This is a genomic window from Rhodococcus sp. NPDC060090, from assembly GCF_042729855.1.
Taxonomy (GTDB): domain Bacteria; phylum Actinomycetota; class Actinomycetes; order Mycobacteriales; family Mycobacteriaceae; genus Rhodococcus.
The window spans coordinates 16,019-30,674 of the sequence record NZ_JBHWXB010000002.1 but is presented as its reverse complement, the minus strand read 5'-3'; the positions used below and the strand labels follow the sequence as shown (position 1 = coordinate 30,674).

The window sequence follows — 14,656 nt, the reverse complement described above, 5'->3', positions numbered from 1 at the left end:
CGTGACAATCGAAACGCCGTACATTCTCATTTCCGCCGACAGTCACGCCGGCGCCGATCACGCCACGTACCGCGAGTATCTCGAACCGAAGTGGCACGGGGAGTTCGACGCGTGGCGCGGCGAGTACAAGAACCCGTACCGCGACCTGGTCGACGACGGCCGGAACCGGAACTGGGACAACGAGCGGCGCATGCGCGAGACGCTCGGCGACGGCACCGTCGGTGAAGTGTTGTTCCCCAACACCGTGCCGCCGTTCTTCCCGAGCGCGGCCGTGCTCGCCGGGCCGCCGCGCGCCGAGGACTTCGAGAAGCGTCTCGCCGGGGTTCGTGCACACAACCGATGGCTCGCGGACTTCTGCAGTGATGCACCTGCGCAGAGGGCCGGTGTCGGCCAGGTCTTCCTCAACGACGTCGACGAGGCGATCGCGGATGTGAAGTGGATCAAGGAGCACGGCTTGCGAGGAGGTGTGCTGCTGCCGAACCTGGCACCGGACATCAAGTGGGTCAAGCCACTCTACGATCCCGAGTACGACCGGCTCTGGGAGGTCTGCGAAGACCTCGGGGTGCCGGTCAACAGCCATGCGGGCACCGGTCTACCTGATTACGGCCGCTACAAGACCTCCTCTCTGCTCTACATCAACGAGGTCGGCTTCTACTCGATGCGTCCGCTGGTGCAGATGATCCTCTCGGGTGTCTTCGAACGGTTTCCCAAGCTGAAGTTCGTCGTCTCCGAGCAGGGCTGCTCGTGGGCGCCGGATCTGATGCGTCAGCTCGACACCGTGGATCTGCGGGTCAAACGAACCGGGCGGATCGGTGAGCTGTTCTACAGCGAGGACGAGCAGCTGCCGTTGCGTCCGAGCGAGTACTTCCGCCGCAACGTGTGGGTTGGTGCGACGATGCCGTCGGCGCAGGACATGACGGTTCGAGGGACCCTCGGTGAGGGAAAGTTCATGTGGGGCAGCGACTATCCTCACAATGAGGGTACTTATCCGTTCACCCGCGAGTGCATCCGACAGGTCATGCACGACGTCGACGAGACAGAGTTGCGGAAGCTGTTCGCAGCCAACGCCGCAGAATTGTACGACTTCGACCTCGACGCACTTGCTCCGCTGGCCGCCAAGTACGGGCCCACGCCGTCCGAGGTCGCGCAACCGCTGACCGAACTGCCCGAGAACCCGAACGATGTGCTGATGCGGGAGTCCTTCGCCGAGCAGCTCGAACAGGAGCTGAGCGCATGACTCCGTACTCAGGAACTCCGATCATCGATACACACATCGGATTTCGAGAAGCCGGATACGACGAGTACGCCTTCATCACCAGGCAGACGAAGGACAGTCAGAGTCGTGACGAATTCACGATGCCCGCGCAGTACATGTTCAAAGATGTCCCGAGCGATCTGGTCACCGATGATCCGGTGTCGGTGACGCTGCGGGAGATGGACAAGCACGGCATCGAGATAGGCATGGTCAGCGTGGCCAAGGAGTCCGGGCAGCGGGCGATCCGTGCGTTTCCGGACCGGTTCGTTCCGCAGGGTTCGGCCGTCGATCCCAACGACATCATGGGCACCTTGACGCGGATGACACGGGAATACGAGGAGTTCGGTATCCGCTCTGTGAGCTCGTTCGCGGCAGGCACATTTCCGCAGGTGGCCCTCAATGCACCACAGATGTACCCGATCTACGCGAAGTGCGTCGAACTGGACATCCCGATCTTCGCGTGTGCCGGCATCGCCGGGCCCAGGCTGAAATCTGCGGTGCAGCACGTCGAACTGATCGACGACGTAATGTTCGATTTCCCTGACCTGGTGTTCGTCACCCGGCACGGTTGTGAGCCGTGGGAGGACCTGGCGATCAAACTGATGATCAAGTGGCCCAACCTGTACTACTCGACATCGGCCTTCGCCCCGAAGCACTACCCGAAGGCGATCGTCGACTACGCGAACACCCGTGGTGCGGGGAAGATCATCTACGCGGGCTATTTCCCAGCCGGACTGAGCCTCGACCGCATCTTCGGCGACATGCCGAATGTGCCGTTCAAGGACGACGTATGGCCGAAATTTCTGCACGACAACGCCAGCAAAGTCCTCAAACTGAAGGGATGATCCGACATGTCGATCGGTATCGGAGCGGATCACGATGCTCTTGCTGACTCGTTCGCTCGGTTCGCTGCGCGGAACGCACCCGTCGAATGGACCCGAGATCAGTTCGATCGGATAGGGCGAGGCGACCGCCCCGCCTTCTGGGAACAGCTGGTGACCATGGGGATCCCATCGCTGCACCTTCCCGAGGAGTACGGCGGGGCCGGTGCGGGTCTGCTCGAACTCGTGGTGGCGCTCGAACAATCCGGACACGGATTGATCCCGGGGCCGCTACTACCCACGGTCGGCGCAAGCGCTGTGATCGCCTCCCACGGAACCGATGCGGCGCGTACAGCACTACTTCCGAGACTGGCGACCGGCACGACGGGCGCTGTGTGCCTCGAACCCGGCACTGTCACTCTCGACGGCGACGGAGACGAGGTGATCGCCACGGGAACCACGGTCCCGGTGCTCGGTGCACTCGGAGCCGATGTCCTCGTTCTGGTGGGGACATGCCGCGATACGCCGGTCTGGTTCGTCGTATCCGCGGGCGATGCGGGCGTCGAAGTCCTCGGCGAGGAAGGCGTCGACCTGACCCGCGACATCGGCCGGGTGCGGCTGTCCGAGAAGCGGATCTCCGCGGAGAATGTCCTCGGTGCCATGGCCGACGAAGTCGTTGCGCTCACCGCCGTGCTGTTCTGCGCGGAGGCGGTCGGGGTTGCGCGCTGGGCACAGGAGACCAGCCTCGCCTACGCGAAGATCCGGGAGCAGTTCGGACGACCGATCGGGTCTTTCCAGGCGATCAAGCATAAGTGCGCACAGTTGCTCATTCGCATCGAGACGATGGCCGGCTCGGTGTGGGACGCAGCGTCGGCCGCTGACAGCGGTGACCGGCAGCAATTTGCGCTCGCCGCGGCGCGCACCGCGACAGTGGTCCGTCGTGAGGCTGTGGATGTGGTGCTCGACGCGCTCACCGTGCTCGGTGGTATCGGAAACACCTGGGAACACGACATCCACCTGTACTGGCGTCGTGCAGTCGGTCTGCTCGCGCTCGGCGGCTCACAGGACGTGTGGGCCCGTCGCGCGGGTGAACTCGCTCTGAGCGTCGAGCGCGAATCGACACTCGGCGCCCCGGACCGACCCGACTTCCGGGCCGGTGTCGCCGCGACCATCGGCGAGGCCGCAACGCTTGACGCTGTGGAGGCGCGGGCGTTCCTGGCAGAACACGGTCTGGTCTCACCGCACTACCCCGCTCCGTACGGGTTGGCCGCCGACACGGCCGGCCAGCTGATCGTCGCGGAGGAGTTCGAGCGTGCGGGTGTGACACCGCCCAGCACGGTGATCGGCGAATGGGCGCTGCCCTCGATCCTGCAGTACGGGACGGAGGAACAGTGCGAACGTCTCATCGCACGAACACTTCGGGGCGAGATCATTTGGTGCCAGCTCTTTTCGGAGCCTGGTGCAGGGTCCGACCTCGCGTCGTTGACGACCTTCGCCACCAAGGTGGACGGTGGCTGGCGCATCGACGGCAGCAAGGTGTGGAGTTCCAAGGCGCATGAGGCGCACTGGGGTATCTGTCTGGCCCGTACGGATCGGGACGCCCCCAAGCACCGCGGTATCAGCTACTTCCTCGTCGACATGTCCACTCCCGGTGTCGACGTCCGGCCGCTGCGGGAAGCCAACGGCGACAGTATGTTCAACGAGGTCGTTCTCGACGGGGTGTTCGTGCCGGACGCCGATCTCGTGGGTGCACCCGGTGAGGGCTGGAAGGTGGCGCGGACGACACTGGCGAACGAGCGGGTCTCGATGGGACGAACGCCCGTCGTGGGTCGCGACCGATTCGATCCGGTGGAGATCGTGCGCGCACTCGACCCGGTGGCCCGGCAGGACGCGATTCCAGTGCTCGGTCGGCTCACATCCATGACGGGAGCACTCGACGCGCTCGCGCACCGCAATGTACTCATGCGCCTGTCCGGCGGGATTCCCGGTGTGGAAGCCAGCGTCCTCAAGGCAGCGTCTGCGCAACACATCACGAACGTCGCGGCGCAGGTGCTCGAATGGTTCGGTTCGGAGGCCGCCGTCGGCAGCCTGGAGCAGAATGTCGTCGGGGGCGGCCGGGCAGCCAAGGCGTATCTGGCGACGCCGTCGCTGCTGATCGGTGGTGGCACCCTCGAAATCCAGCTCAATGTCATCGCAGAGCAGATCCTTGGTCTGCCGCGGGAGTCGCGATGAACGTGAGGATTCTGGAAGGCCGTACCGCAATCGTCACCGGCGCGAATGTCGTGACGTGTGCCCCCGCGCCCGGACTTCGATGACCAGGGAGGTGCTCGGTCCGGCTCCGCACTCGGGGGACGACCCGCTGTCTGCCGCGCACGTGACACGGTTCATCCTCGTCGGTGACGGGACCCGAAGCGACTAGAATGCCGTCGTGACCGACTCCTTGGCCGTGCCGATGAGCCCCGACGACATGACCGAGGGGCAGCGTCGGCGTCGGCGTCGGCTGACCACCGCGGTGATCGAGATGCTCGCCGAGACCGGTCCGGACGGGATCCAGATGCGGGAGGTGTCGGAGCGGTCGGGGGTGGCGATGGGAACCTTGTACCGGTACTTTCCGGCGAAAGAACACCTCCTCGCTGCGGCCATGGTCGCCTGGAACGACATTCTCGCCGAACGTCTCGAGGACGAACGCCGGTCCGGGCGCCGGAGCGGCGTTCACGGGCCGGTCCTCGAGCGGGTGACCGATCTCTACACGCGACAGATGAGGGCATTTCAGCGAGGCCCGCACTTCGCGCGGCTCGAAGTCGAGTTGCAGACCTCCGATGATCCCTACGTCCAGGACACGCTCGACGAGCGTTCTGCTGCCAACCGCACAGCCCTGTTCGAGATGATGGACGGTGTTCCCGCCGAACGTGCTCGGCTCGCATCACTTGCGATCGGCAGCACGATGCTCAATTCGTTGATCTTGTGGACCACCGGAAGAATTGCATTTCCGGAGGCGTTGCGGAACGTCCAGGACGTGGCACGGCTGGTTCTCGCCGACCACATGTGACGGGTGAGTGACGCTTCGCGCGTCGGACGCGCTGCGAGTGCCGTCCAGTGAGACTTGCGCCACAACGCCCTCGTTCGTCCGGTACGAAGGGCAGGTCCGGCCATCGCCGATGGTCGGACGTCGGATGTTCGGCCTCGTGCAGGACCGTCGAATGCGTTGTTGGAGAAGGAGTGGTGGATGTCCGATCCTCGTCTCGCGCCCGACGCGCGCGCGGACGCCGTTGCACGGCTCACCGCGCGGGGCGCGCCCTTCGAGATCGTCGAGGAGCAGGTTCGCGGAGTACAGATGCCGGTGTTCGGCACCAGGTACCGGTCGCTGAGCGCGCTACTCGCCGACTCGGCGCGCTACGGCGACACCGAGTACGTGGTCTGCGACGACCTCAGGCTGACATTCACCGAGCACCTCGCGCGGGTCGCGTCACTTGCGCAGGAGTTCCGCTCGCGCTACGGCGTGGGCCGCGGCGACAGGGTGGCGATCCTCTCCGCCAACAATGCCGAATGGATCATGACGTTCTGGGCTGCGACGTCACTCGGCGCAATCGCTGTGGGGATGAACTCGCTGTGGTCGGCCCGTGAGGTCGAGTACGGAATCGAGCTTTCCGGCCCGAAGGTGATCGTGGCGGATGCCGGGCGACGGGCCTTGCTCGGGTCCTCCGATGCCGAAGTGTTGTCGGTGGAGCATGATGTGCCGCATCTGGGTTCTGTCAACCCGCACGCAGAGTTGCCCGACGTGGAAATCGACGAAGACGATCCCGCGGTCATCCTGTTCACCAGCGGCACCACGGGACGTGCCAAGGGCGCCACGCATTCACACCGGAACATGATCGCGGCGGTGGATTTCCACCGATTCAACGATGCGCTCGCCGGCGAACTGGGTCAGGCGCCGAGTAGACGCCGGTTTCTGCTGGCCACACCGTTGTTCCATATTGCGGCGTTGCACAATCTTGCTGTGCCACGCCTCGCCTTCGGCGACACTGCGGTGATCAGCACCGGCCGGTTCGATGTCGATGGGGTGCTCCGGCTGATCGAGAAGGAGCGGCTCACCAACTGGGGCGCGGTTCCGACGATGATGACGCGCTTGATCGAGCACGGGGATCTCTCCCGCTACGACCTGTCGTCGCTGAAGGCGGTCTCGATCAGCTCCGCACCCTCCACACCGGTGCTCCGAGCGAAGCTGAAGGAGATCCTTCCGTCCGCGGAGCGCACGCTCGGCACCAGCTACGGGTCGACGGAATCATCCTCTGCTGCCACGCTCGCGTCGGCAGCAGACCTGGCCGAACGACCCGATACTGTGGGCCGGCCCGTACTCACGACGACTATCGAGATTCGCGACGCGACAGGATGCGCGGTCTCGGACGGTGTCGAGGGCGAAATCTACCTGCGTGGGCCGCTGATGATGCTCGGTTACTGGAACAACCCGCAAGTGAATGCCGCAACCATCGTCGAGGACGGGTGGATGCGGACCGGTGATCTCGGCACGATGGAAGACGGCTACCTCCGGATCAGCAGTCGGCGTTCCGATCTGATTCTCCGTGGGGGCGAGAACGTGTATCCGGCCGAGGTCGAGGCAGTCATCGACGAGCATCCGGCGGTGCGTGAGTGCATCGTGGTCGGAGCCGAGCATCACGACTACGGGGAAGAGGTCTGCGCGGTGGTCGTGGTGGCCCCGGGCAGCGCGGTGACGGATCTGGAGATGTCCGGCTACACGGCCGAGCGGATCGCTCGATACAAGGTGCCGACCAGATGGATCTTCCGCACGGATGAACTGCCGCGCAACGCGACGGGCAAGGTCAAGCGGGTGGATGTTCGAACGGCACTGCAGCAGTGACTGCTTCGCGGTGATTTCGCCGCGCCCCGTTTCACACAGAACTTCCCGTGAACGGCCATCCGGATCGCGGGTATTCGAGAGGACACATATGAGGCACAGTTGGATTCGAATGTCGCGTTTGATGGCTGTTTCTGCCGTCGGCACCCTGGCTCTGGTGGCGTGTGGTGGCGGGGGTGTGTCCTCGACGACGGCCGGTGGCCCCACCGGCGCACCCGACAGCGCCGCCGTCCTGCGGGTCACTGCGAGCGCGCCCACTCGCAATCTCGACCCGTACCTACAGACCAGCTATGGCGGGTGGGGTTACATCACGCCGGTGTTCGATCGGTTGACGGTGGTCGACGGTGACGGAGCCTTGCAGCCTGCGCTCGCCGAATCCTGGGAGTTCGCGCCGGACGGCTCGTATCTCGAGCTGAAATTGCGGACGGATGTCAGCTTCCACGACGGTGTGCCGTTCGATGCTGCAGCCGTGGCCGCGAACATCGAGCGCGGAAAAACCATGGAAGGCAGTACTGTCACGGCTGCGCTGAGTGACATCACCGGCGTCGACATCGTGGATGACCACACGGTCCGTCTCCTACTCGTACCCGGAACCGGTGTGGAACTTCCGGGCGTGTTCACCACGAACGTCGGAATGATGGTAAGTACCAAGGCAATCGAATCCGGTGCGGATCTGCGCAACGATCCTGGCGCCAGCGGGTCGGGTGCATACCTCGTGAGCGAGTACATCCCGGAGGAGTCCTTGTCGCTGACACGCGCCGAAGGCGCGAACTGGGACCCCGAAGCCGGTAAGGTCCAGGCGATCGAGTTCGAGGCGATCTCGGATGCCAGTACCCGCATGAACGGCATCAAGACGGGTGCGACGGACCTGACCTGGGTCAGTTCTGCCAACGAGGTCGTCGAAGCTCAGGGACTGGGCCGGTCGGGTGCGTTCGCCGTCGACGAGGTTCAGTTCCGGAACGTTCTCGGGCTCTACATGCGCGCACAAGGTGATCTCACGAAGCCTGAGGTACGTCAAGCGGTGGCAACCGCAATCGACCCGGACGCGGTCAGCGCATTGTTCTCGGGCACATGCACACCCAGCCGTCAGTTGTATCCGGCCGGGAGTTGGTCGGTGGACGACTCGTACGAGTACCCGTACACGTATGACGTGGAGAAGGCCAGGGGCCTCGTGGAGGCAGCCGGCGGTGCCGAAATCGCCCTGACGTTCGCCTCCGGCACCAACACCGAGAAGACCGCGAATGTCCTCCAGTCTCTCTTCGACGATGCCGGGATCACCGCCGAACTCAATCCGGTTCCGAACGTTCAGAACGAACCGCGGTACATCGCCGGTGATTTCCAGTCGATGGTTGCGAACAGCCTGAGCCCCAAGGTCGATCCTGCGGAGACGGTCAACACCTTCGTCACGGGCCCGTACGACCTGTCGAACGGCAATGCGGCGATCAAGGAGCTTGCGGACAAGGCCGCGGACCCGTCGCTCGCCGACGGGGAGCGTGCACCCTTGTACCAGCAGATCTGGGATCTCACGCTGCAGGAGGCGATGTTCGTGCCCATCTGCAATCAAACCAATGCGACAGTGTCCACCGACAAGGTCACCGGCGTCGACGACATGCCTTGGGCAGATCTGGGAATCTTCGACGTCCGCCACGTCGGGATGACCGAGTAGAGCACGCGGACAACGACACACTGATACGTGGAAGGGTTCGACGATGCTGCTGTACGCCGGGCGGCGACTGCTGGCAGCGATTCCGCTGCTGCTGATCGTGCCGTTGCTGATATTCCTGTTGATCGACCTGGCGCCGGGGGATCCCGCAGTGATTCTCGCGGGCGAGAACCCGAGCCCGGAGCGACTCGAAGAACTACGGGCGAGCCTGCACCTGGATCAGAACGTGTTCGTCCGCTATCTGGACTGGGTCGGGGGCGTGCTCCGCGGCGACCTCGGGACCTCTCTGCTGTCCGATCAGTCGGTCGGTGAACTGCTCCTGCGACGAATGGCGACGACCCTGTCGCTGGTGGCGTTCGCCATGGTGCTGGCCGTGGTGATCGGGGTCGTACTCGGGGTGCTGGCGTCGCTGCGCCCAGGCGGGGTGCTCGATCGTGCGATCAATGTCGTGGCCTCCGTCGCGATCGCCATCCCCGCATTCTGGTTCGGGCTCGTACTGGTCTCGGTGTTCGCGGTGTCGAATCAGATCTTCCCGGCATTCGGCTACGCGCCGCTTGCGGACGGTGTGGTGCCGTGGTTCCAGCACCTGGTATTGCCGGGTGTGGCCCTGGCGCTGCTACCGGCGGCAGAGGTGACGGTGCAATTGCGTTCCGCACTCGGGCAGGCGATGAGCAGCGACTATGTTCTCAACGCCAAGGCCCGTGGGCTCGCACCGGCGAGTGTCGTCCTCAAACACGGCCTCAAGAACGCGTGCATTCCGGTGGTCACGGTTCTCGGCTTCCGTGTCGCGGAGGTCCTCGGCGGTACCGTGACGATCGAGATCATCTACAACATGCCGGGAATGGGCAGTCTCGCGGTCAATAGTGTGCAAAACCACGATGTTCCGGTGCTGCTCGGATTCGTCCTGTTCACCACATGCGTCGTCGTGATCGTCAACCTGCTCGTCGACGTCTCGTACGGCTACTTCAACCCGAAGGTGCGCGCATGACATCGACGCTGTCCGACACCGTGAACGTCGAGCATTCGACGGGGATGCTCGCCCGTGTAGCAGGATTCGTCCGACGACGTCCGGTGACGGTGATCGCCGGTGCCTTCGTGCTCCTGCTCGTGGTTCTCGCTGTCTTCGCGCCAGTCGTGGCACCATACGATCCGTACGCCCAGGAGGTCGTCGACCGCCTTCAGCCGCCGTCGTCGGCGCATTGGCTGGGTACCGACGACTACGGACGGGACGTATTGAGCCGGCTGATCTTCGGAGTCCGCATCTCGTTGCAGGCCTCACTGCAGGCGGTCGCGCTCGCGCTCGTCCTCGGGCTTCCGCTGGGTGTGGTCGCCGGGTATCGCGGCGGCTGGGTGGACACCGTGCTCACCCGCATCATGGACGCGTTGATGAGCGCTCCGTCGCTCGTCCTGGCGATCACGATCGTCGCGGTCCTCGGGTCGGGTATCACCAATGCCATGCTCGCAGTGGGCTTGGTGATGGCGCCCCGGTTCTTCCGGGTGGCACGGGCCTCGACGATGGACGTGCGGGGAGACACCTATATCGAAGCGTCGGTTGCATTGGGATGCAGTACCTTCCGCACCATCTCCCGACACATACTTCCGAACGTGATGCCGCCGATCGTGTTGGTGATCTCGGTGTCGCTCGGCACCGCGGTCGCGGCTGAGGCGAGCCTGAGCTTCCTTGGGCTCGGTGCGGCGCCGCCGGCCGCGAGCTGGGGAGCAATGCTCAGCACTGCCGCGTCGAACATGCAGCTCGCCCCGTACCTGGTGTGGCCGCCTGGCGTGATGATCTTCCTGACCGTGCTCGCGTTCACCTATCTCGGCGACGGAGTTCGCCGCGCTCTGACGAGGAGTCGACATGGCGGCAACTGACACACTCACCCATCTCGAAAAGACCCAGCCGGACTCCACCTCGCCGTTGGTTCGGGTGCGCGACCTGACGGTCCAATTCCGCACCGGCCGCAAGGAATGGGTGACTGCCGTGCAGGACGTGTCGTTCGACGTCGCAGCCGGTGAATCGGTCGCTCTGGTCGGTGAGTCCGGATCAGGTAAGACTGTGTCGTCGCTCGCCGTGATGGGTTTGACCGGAGACACCGGCGGTCGGATTTCCCGCGGCAGCGTGGAATTCGAAGGGCGTGACCTGGTGGCAGCCCCGCGGGCGGAATGGCGGGCTTTGCGTGGCACCGGAATGGGCATGATCTTCCAGCAGCCCATCCGCAGTCTCAATCCCGCCTACACCGTCGGCGATCAGATCGCAGAGTCGGTCCGCAGGCACCTCGGTCTCGATCGCAAGGCTGCAATGGCTCGCGCAGTCGAGATGCTCGACATGGTGCAGATTCCGCGTGCTGATGATCGGGTGCGCGAATACCCGCACGCGTTCAGCGGTGGGATGTGTCAGCGCGTGATGATCGCGATGGTCATGGCCTGCAACCCGCGGTTGCTGATCGCGGACGAGCCGACGACGGCGTTGGACGTGACCGTGCAGAAGACGATCCTGCAATTGTTGCAGGACCTGCAGGAACAGACCGGAGTGGCACTGCTGTTCGTCACGCACGACCTCGGTGTCGTGGCGGAACTGTGCCGGCGAGTGGTTGTCATGTATGCGGGGGAGGTCATCGAGGACGGCATGGTCGACGACGTCTTCTTCACCCCGCAGCACCCGTATACGTCTGGACTGCTGTCGTCCATCCCACGACCCGGCATGAGTGCCGGTCGGAGGCTGGCTTCGATTCCTGGGCGCATTCCTGCCGCGGGTGAATGGCCCACGGGCTGCCACTTCCACGACCGCTGCACCCACGCCCGGACAGGTCTCTGCGACAGCATCCACCCGACGTTGGACGGGACCACATCCGGTCGTTCCGCACGCTGCCTGCGCGTGACCGACCTGGAACTGCAAGGAGTGACGGGATCATGAGCCTGCTCGAGGTAGCGAACCTGACGAAGTCGTTCCCGACCGGGCGGAACCTACTGGGCCGCCGCACCGGATGGACACACGCCGTGCGCGACGTGTCCTTCACCCTCGACGCCGGCGAATGCCTCGCCGTCGTCGGCGAATCCGGCGCGGGCAAGTCCACCGTCGGGCGCGTGGTGCTTCGATTGATCGAATCGGACTCGGGCACCGTCATGTTCGACGGGGCAGACGTGCTCGCTGCCAAACCCGCTCGGCTGCGCGAAATGCGACGCGGCATGCAGATGATCTTCCAGGATCCGCACAGTTCGCTCGACCCTCGGATGACGGTGCTCGATGCGGTCGTCGAGCCACTTATCGTGCATACCGATATGGATCGGTCGGCTCGTCGACGTCGTGCCGGAGAACTTCTGGACAAGGTGGGCATCGGTGCTCGCTATCTCGGGAGGTATCCCGCAGAGCTGTCCGGCGGACAGCTTCAGCGGGTGGCGATCGCTCGGGCTTTGACCCTCGAACCGAAAATGATCGTGTGCGACGAGCCCGTCGCGGCCCTCGACGTCTCAGTGCGTGCCCAGGTGCTCAATCTGTTGCGCGACCTGCAGGAAGAGCTCGGACTCGCCTACCTGTTCGTGTGCCACGATCTTGCTCTCATCGAGGTCATCGCCGACCGCGTGCTGGTGATGAAATCGGGCAGCGTCGTCGAATCGGGCACGGTTGAGCAGATCTATCGGTCACCTCGCGAGGACTACACGCGGGAACTGCTCGATGCGATTCCCGTCCCGGTTCCGCGGGCGGCGCGGCAAGTCTGAATTCGTCTAGTAGGACTTTGTTGCGTCGGGAAGGTGCGGTACACGATCTATCGGGACGGTATAGCGGTCAAGACCGTCGCACCGCTCGACCGGCTCGCCTTCCGCGAGATCAGTTCCCGGTATCTGTCCGACGACAAACGGATTCAGATCGCCGACCTACCTCGGGACGGTGTCAGAGCCGCGAAGACCGCCGAGCAACTGAACCGAGCTCCGTCGAGCGTGGTGGTGGGCCGGTGAGTTGATGGGCGACCACACCTACGCGTGGTACGTCTCGCTGCGGCGACGGCTGCACCCGGGTGTCCGATCCTGAATGAACGCGAGTATTGGCGCGCGCGACACGCTGTCAGCGAGTCGAATCCCGGTGTTCGGTGTTGTCGGATCTTCGAACCGAGGTCAAGACGGTCGATGCAGCCAGTCGTCGGAGTCATACGCACTTCCACTGACCGGGACTAGCGCCGACGGTGGTGGAAAGCCGGGTTAGTGTGCCGCACAACCTATTTGCACGAGGGGTTGGCGTGGCCCTCAGCGCCATCATCGTGTGCCCACCGGCATTCCGAGAGCCCGTAGGTGGGTATGTCGTGACCGTCGCGGTAGGAAGTCGAACCCAGGAGTGAAGTTGGAACGCGCCACGATCGCCGAGATGTTGCTCGACCGCTTAGGGGACAACCACCCCGGCACCCGGGCCAGAGACCAGGGCTGGACGTGGGACGAAACAGTCCGTGAAAGTGCGACACGAGGGGCGTTCGCTGCGTCACTGCGCCAGAACGGCCCGTTCCACATCGGTGTGTTGCTCGAAAACGTCCCGGAGTTCCTGTTCTGGCTCGGTGGTGCAGCGCTGACTGGGGCGACGATCGTTGGCATCAACCCGACCCGTCGCGGCGCCGAACTCGAGGCCGAGCTCCGATACGTGGATTGCCAGCTCATCGTCACCGACGCCGAAGGCATGGAGAAGCTTCAGGGACTCGACCTCGGACTGGCCGAGGATCGGTTCGTGCGCGTCGACGACCCGTCCTACGCGGACCGTGTTGCCGAGTACGCCGTCGAGGAGCCGACTTTGGATCCGTCGATCGACGAGTCCTCGCTGTATCTCCTGCTGTTCACCTCTGGCACCACCGGCATGTCGAAGGCTGTGCGCTGCAGTCAGGGCAGGCTCGCCCGGTTGGCGTACGCGAATACCGTGAAATATGGACACGTACGCGAGGACGTCGATTACTGCTGCATGCCGCTGTTTCACGGCAACGCGCTCATGGCGCTGTGGGCACCTGCGCTGGCGAACGGCGCTACCGTATGCCTGCCGGAGGTGCGTAAGTTCTCCGCGTCCGGATTCATTCCGGACGTGAAGTTTTTTGGTGCAACATTTTTCACGTACGTCGGAAAGGCGCTGTCGTATCTGATGGCGACACCCGAGCAGCCGGATGATATCGACAACACGCTGGTTCGTGGGTTCGGCACCGAGGCCTCTCCCGAGGACAAGGCTGAGTTCGTCCGTCGCTTCGGCGCCGAACTGTTCGAGGGCTATGGCTCCTCGGAGGGCGCGGGCTCGGTAAAGCTCGATCCCGATGCTCCCGCGGGTGCACTGGGGCGGCCCGCTCACGGCGAGATCGCCGTCGTCGACCCGGATACGCTGGTCGAGTGTGCACGGGCGAAGCTCGACGAGCACGACCGTGTTCTGAACCCGGACGAGGCTATCGGCGAGATGGTCGACAAGGGCGGCGCGGAGCGGTTCGAGGGTTACTACAAGAACGAGCAGGCCATCGCCGACCGGATCAAACACGGCTGGTACTGGACCGGAGATCTCGGCTACATCGACGAGGCCGGATTCATCTACTTCGCGGGACGCAAGGGCGACTGGATCCGCGTCGACGGCGAAAACACTTCTGCCCTGATGATCGAGCGGGTCATGCGCCGGCATCCGAAGGTCATCGCAACCGGGGTCTATTCGATCCCGGATCCCCGCTCCGGTGACCAGGTGATGGCCGCGCTCGAGATCTCCGACCTGACAGATTTCGATCCAGAGGAGTTCGCCGGATTCCTCGCCGTCCAGGACGATCTGGGCACCAAGTCCGCACCCCGCTTCGTTCGGTTGTCGACCAACCTCCCGGTCACCGGATCGAACAAGGTGCTCAAACGGGAGCTACAGGCCCAATTGTGGCGGTGCGACGAGCCTGTGTACCGCTGGGAGGGGCGAGGCGCACCCACCTACGCGCTGATGTCCGACGAAGACAAGAGTGAACTGGAAGCTCAGTTCGTGGCGTCAGGTCGACAGAGGTTCCTCGATGTCTGACGCGGGACAGAACAGCGATCGCCCGGTCGTCGTCGTGACCGGC

12 protein-coding genes and 1 pseudogene are annotated in these 14,656 nt (G+C 64.2%); all 13 read left to right on the top strand.

The window, feature by feature from the left end:
• Position 1 precedes the first annotated feature (1 nt).
• The 13 genes and pseudogenes from ACFWCF_RS02500 (at position 2) to ACFWCF_RS02440 (ending at position 14,613) form a co-directional block, all read left to right on the top strand.
• Entirely contained in the window at positions 2-1,237 is a 1,236-nt protein-coding gene (locus ACFWCF_RS02500; protein ID WP_378556786.1) for an amidohydrolase family protein, read from the top strand.
• Positions 1,234-2,100, top strand: coding sequence for an amidohydrolase family protein (locus ACFWCF_RS02495; RefSeq protein ID WP_378556783.1), 867 nt, complete (start codon positions 1,234-1,236; stop codon positions 2,098-2,100). The genes ACFWCF_RS02500 and ACFWCF_RS02495 overlap by 4 nt, the downstream gene beginning before the upstream one ends.
• A 6-nt stretch (positions 2,101-2,106) precedes the next feature.
• Complete coding sequence (locus ACFWCF_RS02490; RefSeq protein ID WP_378556780.1) at positions 2,107-4,308, top strand: acyl-CoA dehydrogenase; 2,202 nt, start codon at positions 2,107-2,109, stop codon at positions 4,306-4,308.
• Positions 4,309-4,528: 220 nt separating this feature from the next.
• Positions 4,529-5,125, top strand: coding sequence for a TetR family transcriptional regulator (locus tag ACFWCF_RS02485; protein ID WP_378557688.1), 597 nt, complete (start codon positions 4,529-4,531; stop codon positions 5,123-5,125).
• Between the two features lie 177 nt (positions 5,126-5,302).
• Positions 5,303-6,952 carry a class I adenylate-forming enzyme family protein gene (locus tag ACFWCF_RS02480; protein ID WP_378556777.1) on the top strand — a complete coding sequence of 550 codons (1,650 nt, stop codon included), beginning with the start codon at positions 5,303-5,305 and terminating at the stop codon, positions 6,950-6,952.
• Positions 6,953-7,073: 121 nt separating this feature from the next.
• Positions 7,074-8,615 carry an ABC transporter substrate-binding protein gene (locus ACFWCF_RS02475; RefSeq protein ID WP_378556774.1) on the top strand — a complete coding sequence of 514 codons (1,542 nt, stop codon included), beginning with the start codon at positions 7,074-7,076 and terminating at the stop codon, positions 8,613-8,615.
• Between the two features lie 43 nt (positions 8,616-8,658).
• Entirely contained in the window at positions 8,659-9,600 is a 942-nt protein-coding gene (locus ACFWCF_RS02470; RefSeq protein ID WP_378556771.1) for an ABC transporter permease, read from the top strand.
• Positions 9,597-10,484 (top strand): ABC transporter permease, encoded by an 888-nt coding sequence (locus ACFWCF_RS02465; RefSeq protein ID WP_378556768.1) that lies wholly within the window; start codon positions 9,597-9,599, stop codon positions 10,482-10,484. The genes ACFWCF_RS02470 and ACFWCF_RS02465 overlap by 4 nt, the downstream gene beginning before the upstream one ends.
• On the top strand, positions 10,471-11,526 hold the full coding sequence (locus tag ACFWCF_RS02460) for an ABC transporter ATP-binding protein (protein ID WP_378556765.1): 1,056 nt from the start codon (positions 10,471-10,473) through the stop codon (positions 11,524-11,526). The genes ACFWCF_RS02465 and ACFWCF_RS02460 overlap by 14 nt, the downstream gene beginning before the upstream one ends.
• Positions 11,523-12,329, top strand: a complete 807-nt coding sequence (locus tag ACFWCF_RS02455; RefSeq protein ID WP_378556762.1) for an ATP-binding cassette domain-containing protein — start codon at positions 11,523-11,525, stop codon at positions 12,327-12,329. The genes ACFWCF_RS02460 and ACFWCF_RS02455 overlap by 4 nt, the downstream gene beginning before the upstream one ends.
• Before the next feature lie 33 nt (positions 12,330-12,362).
• On the top strand, positions 12,363-12,566 hold the full coding sequence (locus ACFWCF_RS02450; protein WP_378556759.1) for a hypothetical protein: 204 nt from the start codon (positions 12,363-12,365) through the stop codon (positions 12,564-12,566).
• Between the two features lie 4 nt (positions 12,567-12,570).
• A pseudogene (locus ACFWCF_RS02445) lies at positions 12,571-12,782 on the top strand (CstA-like transporter-associated (seleno)protein).
• Positions 12,783-12,939: 157 nt separating this feature from the next.
• Positions 12,940-14,613, top strand: coding sequence for an AMP-binding protein (locus ACFWCF_RS02440; RefSeq protein WP_378556756.1), 1,674 nt, complete (start codon positions 12,940-12,942; stop codon positions 14,611-14,613).
• Positions 14,614-14,656 lie beyond the last annotated feature (43 nt).